The organism is Exiguobacterium sp. s57 (assembly GCF_018617685.1).
GTDB lineage: Bacteria > Bacillota > Bacilli > Exiguobacteriales > Exiguobacteriaceae > Exiguobacterium > Exiguobacterium marinum.
Map to the genome: position 1 here is coordinate 158,459 of NZ_JACSKR010000004.1, position 20,761 is coordinate 179,219.

19 protein-coding genes are annotated in these 20,761 nt (G+C 47.2%); 10 read left to right on the top strand and 9 right to left on the bottom strand.

The annotated features are described in order from the left end of the window. Positions 1-21 precede the first annotated feature (21 nt). Positions 22-3,162 carry an efflux RND transporter permease subunit gene (locus KNO98_RS10985; RefSeq protein ID WP_214700890.1) on the bottom strand — a complete coding sequence of 1,047 codons (3,141 nt, stop codon included), beginning with the start codon at positions 3,160-3,162 and terminating at the stop codon, positions 22-24. A 27-nt stretch (positions 3,163-3,189) separates the two neighbouring features. Next, the gene (locus KNO98_RS10990) at positions 3,190-3,756 is read right to left on the bottom strand and encodes a TetR/AcrR family transcriptional regulator (protein ID WP_214700892.1); all 567 of its coding nucleotides are present in this window, start codon (positions 3,754-3,756) and stop codon (positions 3,190-3,192) included. A 226-nt stretch (positions 3,757-3,982) separates the two neighbouring features. On the opposite strand from KNO98_RS10990, the gene KNO98_RS10995 reads away from it, so the two are divergent. The 3 genes from KNO98_RS10995 to KNO98_RS11005 all read left to right on the top strand — a co-directional run bounded on the left by KNO98_RS10995 (position 3,983) and on the right by KNO98_RS11005 (position 7,522). Next, on the top strand, positions 3,983-5,044 hold the full coding sequence (locus tag KNO98_RS10995; RefSeq protein ID WP_214700893.1) for a Fe(3+) ABC transporter substrate-binding protein: 1,062 nt from the start codon (positions 3,983-3,985) through the stop codon (positions 5,042-5,044). A gap of 133 nt (positions 5,045-5,177) precedes the next feature. Next, on the top strand, positions 5,178-6,815 hold the full coding sequence (locus KNO98_RS11000; RefSeq protein WP_026824596.1) for an ABC transporter permease: 1,638 nt from the start codon (positions 5,178-5,180) through the stop codon (positions 6,813-6,815). Next, positions 6,815-7,522, top strand: a complete 708-nt coding sequence (locus tag KNO98_RS11005) for an ABC transporter ATP-binding protein (RefSeq protein ID WP_026824595.1) — start codon at positions 6,815-6,817, stop codon at positions 7,520-7,522. The genes KNO98_RS11000 and KNO98_RS11005 overlap by 1 nt, the downstream gene beginning before the upstream one ends. Before the next feature lie 47 nt (positions 7,523-7,569). On the opposite strand, the gene KNO98_RS11010 is transcribed toward KNO98_RS11005, so the two are convergent. The 3 genes from KNO98_RS11010 to KNO98_RS11020 form a co-directional block, all read right to left on the bottom strand. Continuing rightward, entirely contained in the window at positions 7,570-8,469 is a 900-nt protein-coding gene (locus KNO98_RS11010; protein ID WP_214700894.1) for a class F sortase, read from the bottom strand. A 19-nt stretch (positions 8,470-8,488) separates the two neighbouring features. Beyond that, positions 8,489-9,829 carry a globin family protein gene (locus KNO98_RS11015; protein WP_026824593.1) on the bottom strand — a complete coding sequence of 447 codons (1,341 nt, stop codon included), beginning with the start codon at positions 9,827-9,829 and terminating at the stop codon, positions 8,489-8,491. 85 nt (positions 9,830-9,914) lie between these two features. Further along, a complete protein-coding gene (locus KNO98_RS11020; protein ID WP_214700895.1) occupies positions 9,915-10,694 on the bottom strand; it encodes a helix-turn-helix domain-containing protein in 780 nt (259 codons plus the stop codon). Positions 10,695-10,818: 124 nt separating this feature from the next. On the opposite strand from KNO98_RS11020, the gene KNO98_RS11025 reads away from it, so the two are divergent. Together KNO98_RS11025 and KNO98_RS11030 are read left to right on the top strand one after the other, a co-directional pair. Continuing rightward, positions 10,819-12,468, top strand: coding sequence for a glycoside hydrolase family 13 protein (locus KNO98_RS11025; protein WP_214700896.1), 1,650 nt, complete (start codon positions 10,819-10,821; stop codon positions 12,466-12,468). A 103-nt stretch (positions 12,469-12,571) separates the two neighbouring features. Further along, positions 12,572-13,078, top strand: coding sequence for a flavodoxin domain-containing protein (locus KNO98_RS11030; protein WP_214700897.1), 507 nt, complete (start codon positions 12,572-12,574; stop codon positions 13,076-13,078). Here KNO98_RS11030 and KNO98_RS11035 read toward each other — a convergent pair. Next, positions 13,042-14,640 carry a glycoside hydrolase family 55 protein gene (locus KNO98_RS11035; RefSeq protein ID WP_214700898.1) on the bottom strand — a complete coding sequence of 533 codons (1,599 nt, stop codon included), beginning with the start codon at positions 14,638-14,640 and terminating at the stop codon, positions 13,042-13,044. The genes KNO98_RS11030 and KNO98_RS11035 overlap by 37 nt on opposite strands. 261 nt (positions 14,641-14,901) lie before the next feature. Here KNO98_RS11035 and KNO98_RS11040 point away from each other — a divergent pair, with 261 nt between their 5' ends. From KNO98_RS11040 to KNO98_RS11055, 4 genes are all read left to right on the top strand, one after another. Continuing rightward, positions 14,902-15,102 carry a cold-shock protein gene (locus KNO98_RS11040; protein WP_015880427.1) on the top strand — a complete coding sequence of 67 codons (201 nt, stop codon included), beginning with the start codon at positions 14,902-14,904 and terminating at the stop codon, positions 15,100-15,102. Between the two features lie 117 nt (positions 15,103-15,219). Further along, positions 15,220-15,633: a pyridoxamine 5'-phosphate oxidase family protein gene (locus KNO98_RS11045; protein WP_026824589.1), complete on the top strand. Its 414-nt coding sequence runs from the start codon at positions 15,220-15,222 to the stop codon at positions 15,631-15,633. 176 nt (positions 15,634-15,809) lie between these two features. Then, the gene (locus KNO98_RS11050) at positions 15,810-16,316 is read left to right on the top strand and encodes a DoxX family membrane protein (RefSeq protein ID WP_214700899.1); all 507 of its coding nucleotides are present in this window, start codon (positions 15,810-15,812) and stop codon (positions 16,314-16,316) included. A gap of 81 nt (positions 16,317-16,397) precedes the next feature. Further along, complete coding sequence (locus tag KNO98_RS11055; RefSeq protein ID WP_026824587.1) at positions 16,398-16,694, top strand: DUF3817 domain-containing protein; 297 nt, start codon at positions 16,398-16,400, stop codon at positions 16,692-16,694. Positions 16,695-16,714: 20 nt separating this feature from the next. Here KNO98_RS11055 and KNO98_RS11060 read toward each other — a convergent pair whose 3' ends face one another. After that, complete coding sequence (locus KNO98_RS11060; protein WP_214700900.1) at positions 16,715-17,968, bottom strand: MFS transporter; 1,254 nt, start codon at positions 17,966-17,968, stop codon at positions 16,715-16,717. Between the two features lie 110 nt (positions 17,969-18,078). On the opposite strand from KNO98_RS11060, the gene KNO98_RS11065 reads away from it, so the two are divergent. Beyond that, complete coding sequence (locus KNO98_RS11065) at positions 18,079-19,269, top strand: helix-turn-helix domain-containing protein (RefSeq protein WP_214700901.1); 1,191 nt, start codon at positions 18,079-18,081, stop codon at positions 19,267-19,269. 4 nt (positions 19,270-19,273) lie between these two features. Here the strand turns inward: KNO98_RS11065 and KNO98_RS11070 are convergent, their stop codons facing one another. Both KNO98_RS11070 and KNO98_RS11075 read right to left on the bottom strand, forming a co-directional pair. Beyond that, positions 19,274-20,281 (bottom strand): S66 family peptidase, encoded by a 1,008-nt coding sequence (locus tag KNO98_RS11070; RefSeq protein ID WP_214700902.1) that lies wholly within the window; start codon positions 20,279-20,281, stop codon positions 19,274-19,276. Positions 20,282-20,344: 63 nt separating this feature from the next. Beyond that, positions 20,345-20,671 (bottom strand): winged helix-turn-helix transcriptional regulator, encoded by a 327-nt coding sequence (locus tag KNO98_RS11075; protein ID WP_214700903.1) that lies wholly within the window; start codon positions 20,669-20,671, stop codon positions 20,345-20,347. Between the last annotated feature and the right edge of the window lie 90 nt (positions 20,672-20,761).

Below are 20,761 nucleotides of genomic sequence, written 5' to 3' on the forward strand. Positions count from 1 at the left end.
ACCGCTGCGCATGTTTTAGGTTTATGCTTGTTTTTTCTTACGGAATCGTGTGAAGAACTCATAGACGATCGGCACGATGAGCAACGTGAGGAGCGTCGAACTTGTAAGTCCGCCGATTACGGTGACACCGAGACCTTTCGAGATGAGAGCCCCACCCTCGAGACCGAGTGCGAGCGGTGCGAGTGCACCGATAGTCGCAAGTGCGGTCATCAAGATTGGGCGAAGGCGTGTACCTGCTGCCTCCAGTAACGCTTCACGTGTTGATAAACCAGCTTCTTCTTTATGGATGACGCGGTCAATCAAGACGATGGCGTTCGTGACGACAATCCCGATCAACATGAGTGCCCCGATCAAGGCAGATACCGAAATCGTTTCACCTGTGATGAGAAGGGCGACGAGTCCACCGATAATCGCGTACGGAAGTGAGAACAACACGACGAATGGCGTGAGAGCTCCACCGAATGTGATGACGAGGACCAAGTAGACGATGGCGATCGCAGCAAGCATCGCAAGACCGAGCTGTGTGAACGATTCTTGGATCTGTTCCGTTACCCCACCGACATCGTACGTTACGCCAGATGGGAGTTCGATGTCTGATACGCGTTCTTCAATCGCAGCAGACGCTTCTGTCGCTTTATCTGTGCTGAGTTCAACACTTACTTGGGCGAGCAGTTTTCCGTCGCGCTCGACGAGTGTGTCTGGTGTCGTGCCTTCTTCGATTTCAATAAAGTCTGAGATCGGGCGTGGACCGAACGGTGTCGTGATTTCTTGTGCTTGTAAGTCATCGACACTGTCATACGTCACTTGCTCGTTCGGGATGATGACGTCTAATTGTTTGTCATCTACCGTCACGCTCGCAAGTGGGCTTTCGGGTGCCTGGAATTGGCTGATGACTTGTGCGATTTGACCTGCAGACACACCGGCTTCTGCTGCAGCCTGTTGATCGACGTTGAACGTATATTGTACATATGACTCACGTAAGTCAGATGTCGCTTGACGGACATAGTCTGTTTCTTCTTCAATCGTTTCGATGAACGTCGGCACGATGGCTTCTAAATCTTCAAGTGAGTTGGCATACACGTTATACGTGACGCCACTCGTCGCACCGCCACCAGAGAAGTCTTGTTCTTTCCACTCCCCACTTGAGGCGAGTTCATTTAACTTCTCGATGTCTGCCAGTTTCACATCAGCAAAATCTTCTGTGTCCGGATCGTATTGAACGATGAAAATCCCTTGTTTGTTGTTCCCAGGGTTCAGTGGGTTCTCTCCACCGACCGTGAACTGAACGTCCGTTGCGTTCGGTTGTTCTTCCATGAAGTATTCTTCTGCCACTTCTGCCGCAGCAATCGAGTCTTCAAGCGTTTGACCCGGTTCTGGGTCGAACGTGACGAACAACGTCTTCTCCGAATCCTGATTCAAGAAGTTGACTCCAATCGCCGGAACAAGAGCGAAGCTTCCGATAAGAAGAGCGGTCGCGAGTCCGAAGACGACGAGTTTATGGTTCAGTGACCAGTTCAAGACGCCGCGATACGATTCCGCGAGCTTACCTGGACCTTCTTCTGGCTTCAACTTGTCACGGTTTTTAAAGAACGAGTCGGCCATCATCGGAACGACCGTAATCGCCACGAGCAACGAAGCGAGAAGGGCAAATACGACAGTCAATGCGAACGGCAAGAACAACTCACCGACAAATCCTGTGACAAAACCGAGCGGTAAGAATACTGCAATGGTGACGACGGTTGAAGAAGCGATTGGAATAAATACTTCTTTCGTCGCAGCAATAATCAACTCTTTTCCACGAAGTGGTTCATTCGATCTAGTGAGGCGACGGTAAATATTCTCGATGACGACGATGGAGTCATCGACGACACGCCCAATAGCGACGGTCATTGCTCCGAGTGTCATGATATTCAGTGTGATCCCTAATTGTTTCAACACGATGAGTGCCATGAGAAGTGACAATGGGATCGAGATGACAGCGATAATCGTCGATCGGAAGTTACGCAAGAACACTAAGATGATCAAGATGGCGAATAAACCACCGAGCAATGCTTTTGATAACATCGTTTCGACCGATTCTTCAATTGGTTGTCCTTGGTCGAGTGTGATGGACACGTTCGCTGTATCATATTCTGCCTCGAAGTCATTCAATACTTCTTTGACGGCGTTGACGACATCAACCGTGTTCGCATCTTGTGTTTTCGTCACTTGTACGCCGATTGAACGTTCACCGTTCGAGCGAGAAATCGATTCTTCGATTCCTTTGTCTTCGATCGTTGCAAGCTCACTCAACGCAACGGTCGGAACCGCAGTCGGGACGTTCGGTGGTAATGCCGATGGCGTTTCCGTCGGGACGTCTGGCGTTTGACCAGTTGGCAATTCCGTCGGAGCAGACGGTGTCGCCGGTGTAGACTGGGCTGGTGAGTACGGGATTTGAAGGTCGCGGAACGCTTCGAGCGTCTCTGATTTTCCGTCGATGACGACCGCTTGCTCTGTGTCGCCTAATTCATATAACCCGAGGGCGATACGGGCATCGTTCGCTTGAATCAATTGTTTGACCGTATCTTCCGTCAAATTGTATTCAGCGAGCGCTTCCTGGTCGAATTGGAGTTCGACGCGGCGAATCTCTTGTCCGGCAATTTGGACGGTTTGTGCGCCTTCTACCCCTTCAAGGGCAGGTTGCACTTCTTCTTCAACGAGCTTTGTCAATTCGGCCAAATCAAGACTTTCATCCGAGATGGCAGCTCCGACTACTGGGAAAGCGTCGAAGCTGAGACGCGACACTTGAGGCTCTTGTGCCGACTCGGGCAACTCGACGTTACTTAACGCGTCTTTCACTTGCTGTTCGGCTTCATCCATGTCTGTACTGAAGTCATAGTCGATTTGAATGTTTGATGCGTTTTGGAACGATGAAGAACGAACTTGCTCAACGCCATTTAGACTTTGAAGGCGCTCTTCGAGGACGCTACTGACTTCTTCAAGTACTTGCTCAGGTGAAGCACCAGGATAAATGGTTGTGACTGAGACGGTCGGTGTCGTAATGTCCGGTAATGTCTCAAGCTTCATCGTCAAACCGGCGAAAAGACCGGCGGCCGTCAAAATGATTGTCATCAACCAGACGGCGAACTTGTTGTTGACGGAGAAGGACGTGATTTTCTGCATGTGTTTTAATCTCCTCTAATGTTGTTTTTATGAATGGTTGTCGATTTTATGTGCCCGATCAATCAAGCGTTCGATGATTGATTGTTTGAGTTCGGTAGGGGGAACACCGACACCGAAGTGTTCGGACATCATCATGCCTTCGAGTGCATAACGAATGATCATCGTTTCCACTGGGTCAGCCGTTTGTTGGAACTGTGCGAAGAACGTATCCAAATCATGTTTCCAACGATCCGCATACTCTTGGTCGACAGCGAACAACGTAAGAAATGCAATCATTTTCTCGACGTCGATTTGAATGGTTGCTCGCTCAGGATGTAACTTCGTCTCGTCAAACAGACGAACGAATGCTTCGACTGGTCCGTGACCTTCTTGTTGCAACGAAACATATAACTCGTTTTGTTCTTGTTGTAATCGTTCAACCATCGCAGTCATCAATGCTTCCTTTGAAGGGTAGTGATAAAGGAGACCACCTTTTGAAATCCCTGCAGTTTTGGCGACCTCGTCCAACGTGAGTTGGTGAACTCCATGATTCATAATGATGTCCGTTGCCGCATCCAATAGCTTTTGTTTTGTGATGTTCGATCGGTTTGTCATACATTCACCTCTTTCTGTACCGACCAGACGGTTTGTTTGGTCTTACTATATCGTCCGCAATCTTTTGAAGTCAAGAAATGATACCTTCAAAACTGTCATAAAGCGTACATTCAAACGGATAGCGATTGCAGAAAATCCTTGACGTGAGAATGATTATCAGTAATGATAGGTATTGAGAGTAATTATCATTACCAGAGAGAAATAACCGAATGTGGGGGAATGACAGATGAACAAAAAATATGCAGCTTTAGGAATTTCGGCAGCGTTAACGACATCACTCCTTGCCGCTTGTGCAAGCACAGAAGAGACAACTTCAAATGAAGGCTCAGACGATTCGAACGTCGTCAATGTTTACTCGAGTCGCCACTACGATGTCGATCAACAATTATACAAGCAGTTTGAAGAAGAAACAGGCATCAAAGTCAACGTGGTGGAAGGAAAGAGTGACGAACTCCTCGAGCGTTTGAACACTGAAGGTGAGAGTACTGAGGCGGACCTCTTCATTACGGCAGATGCTGGGAACTTGTATCAGGCAAAAGAAGCGGGGCACCTCCAAGCGGTCGATAGCGATGAGCTTGAGTCAAACATCCCTGCGAAATATCGTGACACGGACAACGAATGGTTCGGTTTGACGAAACGTGCGCGTGTCATCGTGTATTCAAAAGATCGCGTGAAGCCAGAAGAGTTGTCGACGTATGAAGCGTTGACGGAAGAACAGTGGAGCGACAAAGTACTCGTCCGTCCGTCTGAAAACATGTACAACATCTCACTCCTCGCGTCATTCATCGAAGTAAACGGTGTCGATGAGGCGAAAGAGTGGGCGAAGGGCTTAGTGAATAACATGGCACGTGACCCACAAGGGAACGACCGTGACCAAGCAAAAGCAGTCGTCGCCGGTGAAGGGGACGTCGCCATCATGAACACGTACTATATGGGTCTCATGTTGAATTCTGAAGACGAAGAAGAGAAGAAAGTCGCTGAAGAGCTCGGTGTCTTCTTCCCGAACCAAGATACAACAGGCACACACGTGAACATTTCTGGTATCGCGATGACGAAAGCATCGAAAAACACAGAAAATGCTCAGAAATTGATGGAGTTCATGTCAGAACCGTCAGCTCAAGAGAAGTTTGCGAGTGTAAACTACGAATACCCAGTCAACGAGTCGGTTGAGCCGAACGAGCTTCTTCAATCATGGGGCGAGTTCAAGGAACAAGACATCAACCTCTCAGTACTTGGTGAAAACCAACAAGAAGCAATTCGCATCTTTAACGAAGTAGGTTGGAAGTAAGATGACTTCGGCTTGAACGAGAGTTCAGGCCGGAGATTTTTGCGTTTCTCACACCCTAGGCGCTACACGGGATGCCTAGAAACTGATATGATGGGACAGGAATTGATAGTTTACAGAACGGGAGCGGTACGACATGAACTGGCACGCAGTAAAACGACAACTGAATGGATGGGCGATTCTCAGCTTTCTTGCGATTTTATTGATCGTCCTACCGGGAATTGTCGTACTCGTCGAATTGTTTGCGCCGGTCAATGACAATTGGCAGCACATCCAAGAGTACTTGCTTCCCCGTTACGTACGAAACACGCTATTCATCATGTTAGCCACAGGTGTACTGACGACCGTGATTGGGACGAGCCTCGCTTGGTTCGTGACCGTCTATGATTTCCCGTTCCGTCGTTTCTTTAAATGGGCACTCATCTTGCCGCTCGCGATTCCGCCTTATATCGGGGCGTACACGTATCATGGCATTTTAAATTACACCGGAGTGATTCAAACGACGTTACGAAATGAATTTGGTATCACCGTCGATCAATCGTACTTCAATATCATGTCGATTCAAGGGACGGTGTTCATCTTCACATTGTTTCTCTACCCATACATCTATACGATCACGCGGGCGTTCCTCCATAACCAGTCGTCCTCAATGATTGAGAACGCGCGGATTCTCGGTCGCGGGTCGTGGGATATTTTCTTCACCGTCGTCATTCCGATTTCTCGCGTTGCCATCATCGGCGGTGTCAGTCTCGTTTTGATGGAAGTGCTGAACGACTATGGGGTCGTGAAATATTTTGGGATTCAGACGTTCAGTACGGCCATTTTTAGCACATGGTTCGGGATGAAAGACACGTCGTCCGCATTGAAGCTAGCAGGTACCCTTATGATTCTCGTCATCGCCATCTTGACGATGGAGCGACTCGTACGAGGACGGAAACAATTCAGTTACGCTTCGACAAAAGTGAAACCGCTCAAACCGAGACCGCTTCAAGGCTGGCATCGCTATGCGGTATTCGCTTATGTCTCGATCGTCTTTGCGATTGCATTCGTCATCCCGTTCACGCAGCTGACGGCATGGACGTTCCTGACGTTCGATACGGTCTTTACGGAAGAATTTTGGCAACTCGTTTGGAATACGGTACGGGTCGCCTTTACCGCGACCGTGATTATCCTACTGTTCGCACTCATCATTGCGAACTATACGCGACTATTCCCGTCGAACATGACACGCGTCATTTCAAAAGTGACGACGCTTGGGTATTCGATTCCGGGAGCAGCGATCGCCATCGCGGTCATCACGCTCTTCTTATGGCTCGATGACAAAGTGCTTAATCTGGCACGTGCGCTCGACTTGAGTCAGACGTTCGTATTCCGAACGACGCTCATCATGCTCATCTTTGCTTACGTCATCCGCTTCCTCGCGATCGGTTACAACTCGATTGAGAGCGGATTCGAGAAGGTCGGGAAGTCGTTCACGGAAGCGTCCCGCATGTTGGGATGGAATACCGTCCAAACGTTCTTCCGCGTCGATATTCCGATGATCAAAGGTGCCATCATGAGCGCGTTCATCCTCGTCTTTATTGATATTATGAAAGAGTTGCCGCTGACGCTCTTTTTACAACCATTTAACTTTTCGACGCTTGCGACACAGGCGTTCAAATACGTGAGTGATGAGAAGATTCACGAAGCGGCACTCGCTTCCATCGTCATCGTCCTCATGAGTGGACTGTTGATATTCGTTTCCCACAAGGTGCTTGATAAGGAGGCCGACTAATGTTCGTTCAAATCAACGATTTACATTTTAGCTATAAAGGTGCAAATGAAGAAACCATCAAAGGGTTTTCGATTTCAATCACAAAAGGTGAAATCGTCTCGCTTCTTGGGGACAGCGGTTCTGGGAAAAGTACGATTCTCCGTTTGATCGCGGGACTCGAGATGCCGAACCAGGGCGTCGTCGTCGTGAACGACTGTGTCTGTTGCGACGATTGTCAGTTCATGCCGCCAGAAGATCGTGGCGTCGGGATGGTCTTCCAAGACTACGCACTCTTTCCGCACATGACCGTTGAAAAGAACATTCGGTTCGGTCTTCATAAACTGAACCGCAAGGAACGGAATGCGCGTGTTGAAGAGATGCTCGAACTCGTCAACTTGACGGAATTTCGCCACCGCTACCCTTATGAGCTCAGTGGGGGACAACAGCAGCGTGTCGCGCTCGCACGTGCGCTCGCACCGAAGCCAGCGCTCTTGATTCTAGACGAACCGTTCAGTAACTTGGATACGTCACTTCAACACCGGATTCGCGACGACCTTCGCCGTCTCTTGAAGCAGACGGGCACGACGACAATCTTTGTGACGCACGACGAGGAAGATGCCGAGGCGCTTGCCGATCGCATCGTCTACCTCGGAGAAGGCAAAATTAAAAAGCAGGTCATGACGGAGAACAACAAGACGTTCAACCCGCAAATTCCTTGCTTCGTATAATTGAGAAGACCCCTTATTCACATTGAAGTGAGTAAGGGGTCTTCTTGTCATTTTGTCATCTGAGACGGTTTTGACTCATTTCCAAGCTTGTCAATCGCAGTCACGTAATAGGATGCGTTGTTCTCACTTGTGACCTCGATACTTTTTCGTGCATGGGATGGGATACTATCGATATGAGTCGCTTTTCCGTCGATGACTTCATAGATCCGATATCCAATCACGCTCTCTTGACGAACGGCGTGCCATGTCAATAAGTTACCTTTCAGCTCGACTGCCGTCGGTGTCTCGAGATCGACAGTTTCGTTCAGTTCGGTATCCACCAGCTCTGTATAGACGACGAATCGTTCATCGTAGCCCCCGTCCCCGAACGTCCCCGAACAAGTAATCAAATTTAAGTTCCGATTTGATGTGGCACCGAAAATCTCTTCAATTGGCGCGGTTTTCGTATCATAGCGTTCTGTTTTCGTGACGCGGAATCGTAAGGTGTTTCCCGCCTCATCTTGAATCAGAACGTCATCGCCTTCTTTGAGTTGATCGAGTTGATAAAAGATAGCCGGGCCGGTCTTGCTATCCACATGACCAGCAATCACGGCGTTTCCTTTGCTACCTGGTGTGACACCGGGTTCGAACCACCCGACCTGGTTCTCATCTTCTGGTACGCCCATCTGTCCATTGTCCAGGACACCGACTTGTTCAATTGCCGTATCGACATCGATTTTAGGGATCTGGATTTGAACAGGGGTGACGGCCTTGGCGTTTTCTTCTTCCTCGGCTAAACGTAGCTTTTTCACCTCTTCCTGTAGAAGTGAGAATTCAGCCGTTAAATCCGGGCTCTCCTCTATTTGTTTTTCTTCTACAGGTGGTGACGACGATTCTTGGGCACTCGTCCACGTCCAGAAGCTAAAACAAAAGAGAGAGAGCGCCAGAAACAAAAGGCGCTTGTTCATGGGACTCCCTCCTTATTGATTATTGTTCAGACACTTTACGTTTGCGAAGCGTTACGAAGGCGAGTAAGATTCCGCCAAGTACAGCTAATCCAGCGTAGAGGCTGTTCATTGATTGTTCTTGTGCACCACCGAGACCTGTTTCAGGCATCTCTTCAGGCATCATTGTTTCTTCGAACTTGTCAGGCATTTGTGTCACGATCGCGTTACCGAGTGTTTCACCAACACCGAACATGAACGCATATCCTTCACGGAATGACATCCAAGCAGCTTCTGCATCGCCAGCGACATATTGATCGAACGTGTCGAGTACGAGCGCTTCGTGCTGTTTGATCGCTTCTTCACCGGCAGCTTGTGGTAAGTTACCTTCTGTTGCAGCATCGAGGAATGTGCTGAAGTCGACAGCGAATTGGTCGAGTTTCATACGTGCATCTTCAATCTTCGCTTCGTCACCTTCAAGTGTAGCAGCGACGATGTCACCTTGTGCCGTGATGTGATCTGAATTCCATACTTTTTCGAACTGTGCAGCACCTTCGTCACCATATACGGATGCGATGGCTGCTTTGAAGTCGAGTGTGTTTTGGTCTTCTGCCCATGTTACGTAGTCATAGTCCTCTGCTTGATCGTAGCCTTTTTGCATACCGATTGCTGCGAGGGCGAAGTGCTCACCTGCGAGACTGTTCAATGTTGAGCGGAGTTCAACAGCTGGTGTGTCGGCTCCAGTCGTGAATTTGTCAGGCATTTGTGTGACGATTGCACCTGAGAGGGCTTTACTGATGTTGAACATGTGCTTGTAGCCTTCACGGAACGTCATGTAAGCTTCTTCGTAATCTCCTTCGACGTAGTTATCGAATACAGAGAGGACTTGGTCTTCGTGAAGTTCAAGCGCGTCAGCTGCTGCGTCCTTCGGTAAGTTCCCTTCCGTCGCTGCGTCGAGGAATGTTGAGAATTCTTCTACGAACTCATCAACTTCAGCTTCCGCTTCCATCCGTAACTCTTTGTTTTCTGATTTTGCAGCTTCGACGAAGTCGGCTGAGTAGTCGTTGTGACCACGGAAGATTTCTTCAAATTTCATGCCACCTTCTTCTCCATAGATAGAAGAAATGGCTGGTGTCATATCGAGTGCGTTTTGATCGAGTGCTTGATCTGCGACCGCAGCATCTGCTGCCTCGTCATAACCTTTCATCATCGATGTGACGGCTAATACATAGTGCTCAGATAAGAGTTGGTCGAGTGTCGCGCGAAGGTCACCTGCTGGTGTGCTCGCTGTTGGCATGTGGTCCGCTGCTTGTGCGTTCACTGGTACGAGTAGTCCTAAGGCAAGCGCCGGGGCTACGATTTTGTTTAACGTCTTCTTCTTCATGTGTAATCGCTCCTTTTCGTAAGTGAGTGTTGTCGTTATTTACACCCATCTAACGGAGCGGTTCAAAAAATGGATCACTCTTTTTTTATTTTTTTTCGTTTTTTTGTTGAAGTGTCCGATAAACCCCTGGTGCGACGCCAAATTTTCGTTTGAAAATTCTGTGGAAATATGGATAACTTCGAAATCCAGATAGTTCCGCAATCGTTTCTAACGAATGCTTTGTATAGCGCATTTGCTCTTCGGCTAGCTGCAACCGAATCGATTGTGCATATTCGATGATGGTCATCCCGGTCCCTTCTTTAAAGAGGTGAACGGTCCGTGAAACACTGAGGTCGACCGCTGTGGCGACGTCTGATACTTTGAACTCACTCGTGACGTGCGCTTCGATAAAGCGCATCATACGAGAGACGACTGGAGGTCGCGTATGGGAATGCACATCTTGAATCGAACGATCGAGCATGAGTAGTAGGGCTTGGACGAGCGTTTCAATTAGTACAGCACTTTGTTCAGATGGTGGACGACGCACTTCCTCTGTAATGTGTTGCCATAGCGAAAGTAGGCGGGAATCGATGGTGATCGCATACAGTCGTTTCCGTGGAGTCGCATGCCACCATGTATCCATCGAATGTCCAGTGCAAAAGATATGATAATCTCCGCTCGCGGGTGTATCGACATGCATTTCATAGAAGTCACCCGGACGGACGATTAATAAGTCACCAGGTCGTGTGATCATCGTTTCCCCATTGACCACAATCCGAGCCGTCCCCTCTGTCTGTAAGCGAATCAGATACGTATCGAGTAAGTTTGCGAATGGAAAAGTATAAGTCGTTGTATGGTACGAATAGCCACAAAAGCCGATTTCCATAGTAGTCTCCTCTTTTTATAGCAAAATTGTGCATATCCTAATCATATCATGGATGGTCATGAATCCTTGAAGGCAGTACGATGAAAGCGTTGAAACGGAAAATGAACTTCAAGGAGGATGTAACATGAAACAATGGTGGAAAGAAGCGGTCGTATATCAAATTTATCCACGTAGCTTCAATGATTCGAACGGGGACGGAATTGGTGATATTCAAGGAATCACGGAGAAGATGTCTTACTTGGCAGAACTCGGGATCGATGTCATCTGGCTCTCGCCGGTATATGATTCACCGAACGATGACAATGGATACGATATTCGTGATTACCGTGCCATCATGGACGAGTTTGGTACGATGGATGACTTTGATGCGATGCTTGAGGAAGCGCACCGGCATGGTATTAAAATCATGATGGACCTCGTCGTCAACCACTCTTCTGACGAACACCAATGGTTCATGGAGTCACGTTCTTCAAAAGATAGTCCGTATCGTGACTATTATATTTGGAAAAAAGGAAAGGACGGTCAACCACCGACGAACTGGGGAGCTTTCTTCGGCGGTAGCGCTTGGCAGTATGATGAGGCGAGCGATGAGTACTACCTTCACCTCTTCAGTAAGAAGCAACCGGATTTGAACTGGGAAAGCGAGACGCTTCGCCGTGAAGTGTATGACCTCATGACGTATTGGCTCGATAAAGGGGTCGATGGGTTCCGAATGGACGTCATCAACATGATCTCAAAAGACCAAAGCTACCCAGACGGTCAAACACAAGGAACGGGATACGGTGACGGTACGCCATTCTTCTTTAACGGACCACGCATCCATGAATTCATGCAGGAGATGAATCAAGAAGTCTTATCGAAATACGATACGATCACGGTCGGGGAGATGCCAGGTGTCAGTGTAGAAGAAGCGAAGCTTTATACAGGGGAAGACCGCAAAGAATTGAACATGGTCTTTCACTTTGAGCACGTAGACGTCGGGAACGGGAGCTTCGGGAAGTGGAATCCGACGGACTGGAAGTTGACCGAACTGAAGACGATCTTCTCACGTTGGCAAGAAGGACTTGAAGAAGAAGGGTGGAACAGCTTGTACTGGAGTAACCATGACCAGCCTCGAGCTATCTCACGTTTTGGGAATGATTCACCGGAATACCGTGTCCGTTCTGGGAAGATGCTCGCGACACTCCTTCACCTATTAAAAGGAACACCATATATTTATCAAGGGGAAGAGTTCGGCATGACGAACGTCGCCTTTGATTCGATTGATCAATACCGAGATATTGAAACGTTGAATGCCTATCATGATTACACATCAAAAGGATTGTTGACACACGATGAGATCTTCCGTGGGATTCATGAGCGGGGACGTGACAATTCACGCACACCAGTTCAGTGGTCGGACGAAGCGCACGGCGGCTTCACGACTGGGACGCCATGGATCGGGGTCAACCCGAACTATGTCGACATCAATGCGGAAGCGGCACGGAAAGACCCGAATTCGCTCTTCCATTACTACCGTCAATTGATTGCGCTCCGTAAAGCCAATCCAATCGTTGTCTATGGAAAGTATGAGCTCTTGTTGCCGGAAGATGAAGCGGTCTATGCATTCACACGTTCGTTCGAAGGAGAAACTTGGCTCGTGCTCTGTAACTTCTCGGGCGAAACAAAACAACGTGATTTACCATATGACGTAAACGAACGCGTCATCGGCAACATGGAACCGATTGAACCGTTCACTCTTCGTCCGTACGAAGCGCAAGTGTACAAACTGTGACCAAAAGCTCGCCATTCGGCGAGCTTTTTTGAATGGTCACGTATCTTCTTTTCATGATTCGGGAATAGTGTAAGTAACGTCTGAAATGAAAAGAGGGAACGACATGGGTACTTTAATCGCTTACTCTTCCAGGTATGGGACGAGTGAAAAAGTAGCGGCTCTACTCGCTGAACGTCTGTCGGGTGACGTTCATGTCCAAAATATCGTAGAAGAGCCGAATGTGATGTGGGAGACGATCGATCACGTCATCGTCGGCAGTTCGATTCGGATGGGAACCATCCAGGACGAAATGAAGGAATGGTTGGCGCTTCACGAAGCACACTTACTTGAGCATCCCCTCGCTTTATATTTGTGTGCCGGGACACCGACAGAATCAGAGCGGATTCGTGAGTTAGAAGAGGCGTACCGTGAATCACTCTGCGAGCATGCCTACTTTGTCGAGGTCGTTGGCAGTGGTTATGACTTTGAACGAATGGGTTTTTTAGACAAAGCAATCGTCCGGATGATGGCAAAGCAGAAAGAAAGCTCGCTTGAACTCGATGACGATAAATTGGACCGGCTCGTGGAGGCGGCTCAAACGTCCGAACGTACCCGGTCTGAGAACCCGTAAGCGAGTATGTCCTGCACATCAATCGGACTTTTCGTGGAGATGAGAGCATCTCCACTTTTTTTCTGTCCTTCGATTTGATGAAGCGCAATTTGTTCTATCTGACGTCCGATTTTTAAGGCGATGGGTGCAGACTCCTTGCACTGTAAGGCGTTGATAGTCACTTCGTCGGTGCGGTTCTCCCCTCCAAACAGCTCGAGGTCGGCTCGGGCTGTGGTAAACCCGCGAACGGAAATTCGTTTCAACTGTACACGTCTTGACTTATATTGAATCGCAAGTGCTGGATGCTGTTCATAGTCGTAGGTCGGGTCGCCGATGGCAGTCAAACCATGGATGAAGACATCTTGATATGCGGAAACGACCAGACTCCGTGGCGAGGATTTTGCATAAAGCGGGCTTCGGACTGGCTCGATGGATACCAAATTTGTACCGGACAGGAAGCGTGCAGTCGCGGAATCCGGATCGTCTGCCAAATGATGACCGATATGGCGGAAGTTGAACGAACGATTGTCGTGAACGGAGAGATGTCCGAAGATGTGGACGTCGTGTGCGGCTGACGAGGTTCCATGCGCTTTTACTTCGATACCTCCAAAACAGCCTTCCGTTCTGTTGTGAACAAGCGTGACGTGACGCGAACCGTCATCAATTTCAATGCCGTTTGAGTTTGAGAATCCTAAAGCGTGCGTTCGGCCATGGGGGTGATGACAATAACAGTTAGTGATGTAGATGGCATCACTATGATGTGTTGTGATCCCATCGTCCCCATAATTCGTTGCTTCGAGTTGATTGAGATGGATATACCGACTTCCGTTTGCCGCACGAAGTCCGTCACCTAGGTAGTGATAGTGCGGGGACGTGATGTCAAACGCATGGAGCCCGGCATTTTTAGCCGTCACATGATGCACCCATCCATACGTCACGTGCGCGAATGTCAAAGCGCTCGATGTCGTGTCACCGCTTGTCGTTCGTTTCACGTCACCTAAACGATTAACGTTCCAATCAAGTGTAAGATGGGATACCTCGATATGATGATTGCCGGCGAATGGGGTCGTATTTCGTAAAAGACGGCGATGCTTCGGAGCCCGATCGGATAATTTGAGGATTGTGACGTCTTGTCCGGCACCTTCAAGTGCACAACTAGAAGGGAGGCGAATTCCTCGAACGATATATACACCTGGTGGCACATAGACACGGCGATTAGAGCGGAGGGCGAGACGAAAGGCGAGGGTGCAGTCCGTCTTGCCATCTCCAACAGCCCCATAGTTCGTCACATCGACACGTGATTTTGTCATATGCATCAGATTCAAATATTCCGCATCGAGTCGGCGCATCCAAACGGGACGAACCACTCCATCGATCTGTTCAAGCGGAAGAGACGTCCGGACAGGCGAAACTCTCTCCGTTAATGGGATTCGACAAGCGTATGTTTGGCTCATTGCTGGATAAGTTGTTTTACTCGTGGTATGATGCCACTTGAGTGTTTGATGAATTAATTCTTCTTCAGACCAGTCGGAATAAGCAGCAATCATCGATGCGATTGACTGTTGATCATTTGAATTTTTCATAATAGATCCTCCTAGTGTCATCTTCTCTAGGGTGTACCCGTTTCGACTTATTTTTAGCAATCAGAAGTATTTACTAGACAGAAGCATCTAACCATGTTATATTCAATATGTGCTTAATTAAGAATAGCTGGAATCATAATTCACAAGTGCTTGGGATTATTTTTCATTAGATAATTCCAGAGGCTTGTATTTTTTTTGGTCAAGTTTTTTCTAGTAAGGCACTACTATAACGCATAGCGTTTATTTCAGGAGGGTTCATTCATGAACACAGGTAAAGTAAAATGGTTTAACTCAGAAAAAGGTTACGGCTTCATCGAAATGGAAGGCGGAGACGACGTATTCGTACACTTCTCAGCAATCCAAGGCGACGGCTTCAAAACACTTGAAGAAGGCCAAGAAGTAACTTTCGAAATCACAGACGGAGCTCGTGGACCACAAGCTTCTAACGTTGAAAAAATCTAATCTTCCTTTCTAAGGAATATGATACCTGCTCGCATCGGCGAGCAGGTTTTTTTGTGTTTAACCATATGGTTTGAGGGAAAAGTATACGAGCGACAAATCGTGAAGGAGGAATTCGGAATGAGTGCAAAAGAAACAGCATTAAAAATATTAGACTCAAGTAATGTAGGTACAATGGCGACTGTATATAAAGTAAAACCGCACAGTCGGTATATGACATTTTTCCATGAAGATTTCACGCTCTATACAGCAACTTCAAATGATACGGATAAGGTAGAGGAATTAGAGAGAAATCCATATACTCATATCTTGATTGGCTACGATGGAGATGGAGTCGGCGACACGTACCTAGAAATCTTAGGAAAAGCAACAGTGTCAGATGATGAATCGATGAAAGAAAAAGTATGGAATGACAAACTTGAAGGATGGTTCGATGGACCGGATGATCCAAAACTCATCATTCTCAAAATCGAACCTGAATCAATGCGTGTGATGAACAAAAAAGGTCAACCATCTCAAGAAGTCACCTTATAATACTCTTAGAGACGCCTAACGAAGGCGTCTTTTTGTATATGTGAATAGACTGTGGCATACATATGTACGAATTATGAACAAGGAAGATTATATATGTGAAAAAGCGAACATAGATGATATATTGTGAATGTAATCACATTATTCATTTATTTAACTTCTTAAAGGGAGGAATTATTATGTTCACGAAATTTTGGCAAAACCACAATGTTGCCACAGCGATTTTAACGGTATTACGTGTATGGCTCGGTTATCATTGGTTGACGGCAGGTTGGGGTAAAATCACAGGTGGTTTTGGAACAGAAGGATTTTTAAACAACGCGGTGTCACTCGCCACCGGAGAACATCCAGCTGTCGCAGGATGGTGGGCCGCATTCTTAGAAAACTTTGCAATCCCGAACGCTGGATTATTCGATGTCCTCATCCCTTACGGTGAATTTTTGGTCGGCCTAGGGTTATTGCTCGGTGCACTCACACGTAGTGCAGCATTCTTCGGACTTGTCATGAACATGGCGTTCTTACTATCAGGAACAGTCAGTACGAACCCAACGATGTTGATCGTATCTGTCTTGATTTTAGTTGCCGGTCATAACGCTGGCAAAATCGGAGTCGATGGCTTGTTCCTTCGTAACTTCGTTGAAACGAGAGTATTGCACCGTTCACCAAATCGTCAAATAGCCTCGTAACTTTTATATGTTCTCCTGTGACAAACCTCTCACGTTTCGGCTACGATAGATGTAGCCTAACAGAGATAAAGGAGAACGCATATGACTATGACTCATTTTAAATGGATTGGCTACACAGAAGGGGTATCCTTCTTGCTGTTACTATTAATCGCGATGCCACTGAAATATATGGCCGGCATTCCACTTGCGGTCAGTATTGTCGGCGCAGCGCACGGTTTCTTGTTTGTTGCTTACGTGCTCGCAGCCGTGTACATGGCGTGGCGCTTCCGTTGGGGCTTCAAAGTTTTGACGCTTGCTGTGATGGCATCCGTCATCCCATTCGGACCATTTTTATTAGAAAAACGGGTACTCCCGTCAACAGAGAAGACATCGAACTGATTCGTTCGATGTCTTTTTCGTTACGACACACGTTCGGCTGACTGAAGTGCAGCTTTTTCTGCCTGGATGTCGTGACGGATGCGATAGGTGAGTGTGAAAGTACATAAGAGTAGACCAATCATACAGGCTGTGTATAGATGAGCGATTGGCACAAGATCACTTAATATTCCGAATAAGATGAAACCGATTGGTGTGATCCCCATCGCGAGTGATTCGAGTACCCCAATCACACGACCTAAGTAGTTCGGGTCCGTATTCGTTTGTAAGAGCAATTGAATGGGGATATTGACACGTACGATGAAGAAACCGCTCAGTAAAGCGAACATCGCAAAAAAGAAAATCGACGTGATGACGTTGAAGTTCAAATATAATGGAATGGCAGGGCCGACAAATAGAATGCTGAGTATGGTCAGTGCTGATCGCATGGTCGATAGGCGATGTTTGATGTTGAATAACGGCAAGGCGTGAAGTAAAGAAACGACTAAAAATCCAATGGCAACCATGCTTTCAAGTAGTCCGAACTGGAACGGGGACACACCGACCTCTTGTAATGCTGCAATCGGGAACAACACTTCTGACGCGACGAAAAAGAAGTTCAAGAATGCGGCGAGGACGGCGACCGTCCATAAAACGCGCTGCTGTTTCAAATAAGACAGACCGGACCGTACATCTTCCCAGGTGGATTGTTCGGTTGGAGCAACCTCTTTCTGATGAAATGTGAGTCGAGAAGCAAGTAACGCAGCAATCATGAAGAATAGGGCTGAGCTGAATAAAAACACTGGAATCGGTATGAGTTTAAACAGTGCTCCGGCAAGAAGCGGAGTACCGATACTTGAGATGGAGATGATGCTCTGAATGAGGGAGTTGGCACGTTGAAGCTCTTCCTCTTCAAATAGAAGTGGGATCGAACTCGATAGCGTGACCGATAAGAAGGTGGAAACGATGGATAGGAAGAATGTGATGACATAAAAGGCAGGTGCTTCAAACGTCCACATTAGACTTCCAATCCCTGCGAGTAAAAATAATCCTCCATTCAAAGACTCCATCTTGATGATGACGCCTTTTCGGTCAAGTTTGTCCGCATAAGCGCCGGCAAATGGTGATAAAAGAACGCGTGGCAATGTTCCTGCCAGTAAGACAAATGCGAATTGCAGTCCAGATCCAGTTGTCGTCAATACCGTTAATCCTGCTACGAACGTAAATAAGTTGGATGCGAACAGTGACATGAATTTACCGAATAATAAAATGGAGAGGTTGGACGAAAAGAATCTCATAGGAAGCACTCCTTTGCAAAATAGTTAAATGTGATTTAACATTATCATAAAGGCACGAAAGTGAAATGTAAACAAAAAGTTCAATATAATTTAACTTTTCGAGGTGGCATATGATTGGTGGACGAATTAAAGCGTTACGAAAACAGAAAAAAATGACCCAGACGCAGTTGGCGGAAGGGATTGTCACGAAATCGATGCTCAGTATGATTGAGAACGGGAAAACGGAGGCATCGATGCGCAGTTTGCGAGAACTTTCCAGTCGTTTAGGTGTGTCGATGCAACAGTTATTGACGGACCCGAAAGAAGCTGAGCTACAAACGATGGTCGAACAGTTAGAATATGAAGAAATGACACTCATCTCGCGTTCGGATCAAGAAATACGACAGATGCTTTCCCCATACTTAAAAGAAGAAATGAACTCTGTGTGGCAAGGGAAAGCGTATATGTTGTATGGCGATACGTACTTTCAAGAAGAAGAAAATGAGAAGGTGTTAGCCTACTACGACCGAGCGATTGAGATTTTTGAAAAATTAGGAGAAACAGATGAATTGGCGATGGGGCGCATCAGCCAAGCTTACTATTTATTGATGTGGAACCGATATGAAGAATCGATTGAGCGGATTGACGCGATTGAACTCCTTGATGCGAAGTACATGAAAGCGAAAACGAGAACTGAGTATGTCATGTTGATCGTCTTTAAAAATCTTCTTTGTGATGAGGATTTGGAAGGCTCCATTCGACAGCTTGAAGACGCGCTCGAGTATATGAAGCGGACTAGAATCTACTACCGTGCGGATGACGTATATCGGACCATTTCGATTTGTGCGCTCTATTTGAATGATGAGACGAAAATTCGTGAGTCTTTACAAAAAGCGAAGCAATACATTCAATTCACGGAAGACCGCTTGGCAGAAATCAAAGTGGCACTTTCCGAAGCACTCTATGCGATGGAATACCGACATATTGATCTGTTAGGGGAAAACGTCAAGTTGATGGAATCACTCACGACAGAGATTGAGCCGTTCATTGCGGCGATTTCGATGGCGAAAGGTGTGTACTACGCTTTTCGAGGGGAATCGGAAAAAGGAAGAGAGTGTTTATTGGCATTATGGGAAAATCGAGACGAGTGGAAAACACATAGTTTAGTCGATATCGCGATTTACTACGAAGGGTTATTAAGGGGAACACTGAACGGATGCGGGGACGACTGGGTATCCGTGATCGAAGAAAAAGTGAAGGAATTCCCACAAGGTCTGTTTCGCAAACGTTTAGAAACATTGCTACAACAAATCAAGGGCTGACGAATCAGCCCTTGAACGTTTGAATCAATGTCCCTTTACCATGTTCGACCTGCACAGAAACGTGCGCCCCGTTGACGAGCGTCATCTGCGGGGGAACGTGTCCACAATCGATATCGTAAAAGATTGGAATACCTAGCATGTGGTGAAGCTCTTCATATACCATCTCGACCGTATAGTCTTGATGCACAGAAGGTGCCTCACTCCGTCCAAATAGAATACCAGACGTATGCTCGAACCAACCGGCCCACTTCATTTGAAGGAGGGTCCTTTTTAGTGCCGGAATGTTCATCTCGGCGTTTTCAAAATACCAAAGAATCGGTTCGCCGTTCAGGTGCTCGTGTTGGAACGTCTTGACGTCTCCATACGGTGTCCCGACTGTATGTAAGAGCACATCGAGACATCCACCAAGCAATCGTCCTGTCGCGTGTTGACCACCGACAGCTTTCCATTCAGTCGTTTCCGTCAAGTGAAACAGATGTGGCGTTGGATTATCAAACTGCCATTCTTTTTGGAACTTCTCGGACGAACGTTGGATGACCGTCTCGTTGGTCCGCGTCGACAACACATCGAGCCAGCGTGAACTCGTCTCGTCCCACACTTCGGCACGTAAGTCGACTAAGTTTGGACCGTGTGCCGAGGCGATTCCGGTTTTTAGCGTATACACAAAAAGCAATAAACTTGTATCCGAATAGCCGAGCATCCATTTTGCAGGTAATGTCTGCCACTCGATTTGATTGAGAATCTCCATTAAGAGTTCCCCACCCCAGGGCGGGACAATCAAGTCGACTTTGTCATCTTGAAGTAGAGATGTCAGTTCATGTGCACGGACCCGAGCCGGAGCGGACTTCCCAAATCGTTGTTTCCACGCATTCGGAGTGAATTGCAACGTGAACCCTCGATTGGAAAACTTCTGTTCCGATTGATGTAATAAATGGTGCAGTTCTTCTGGTATACCTGACGAAGGGGCAGTGACACCGATGTGATGACCGGTCAACTGTGGATAACGAATCATGATGACCTCCTGTGGATAAGTGATGAGTGGGATGAGTTAAAATGGTTATCCACATGTGGACAACTAATTAGAGCGCATTCGTTCGGCATGACGTATTCCCCATTCATTCATCGCTTCGAGAATCGGGATGAGCGTTTTCCCATACTCACTTAAGCGATAGTCAACACGGGGAGAGACGTCTGGATAGACGATTCGGATGACAATCTCCTGTTCTTCTAAGTCACGGAGTTGTGCGGTCAATATCTTTTGACTGATTTTTGGTAACAATCGCTTCAACTCACTGAAGCGTAACGTATCCCCGTTGATTAGTACGAGGAGGATGGAATGCTTCCATTTTCCTGTGATCAGTTCGAGTGCCGTATCGACTTCGCAGCTTGTTATGTTGGTCACATCGCTCTTCCTTTCCAATAGTATCGTTGAAGTAACTATACCACCTTTTTGTGCCTACTTCTGTAACGTAAGCTGAGCGGGTATAGTGGG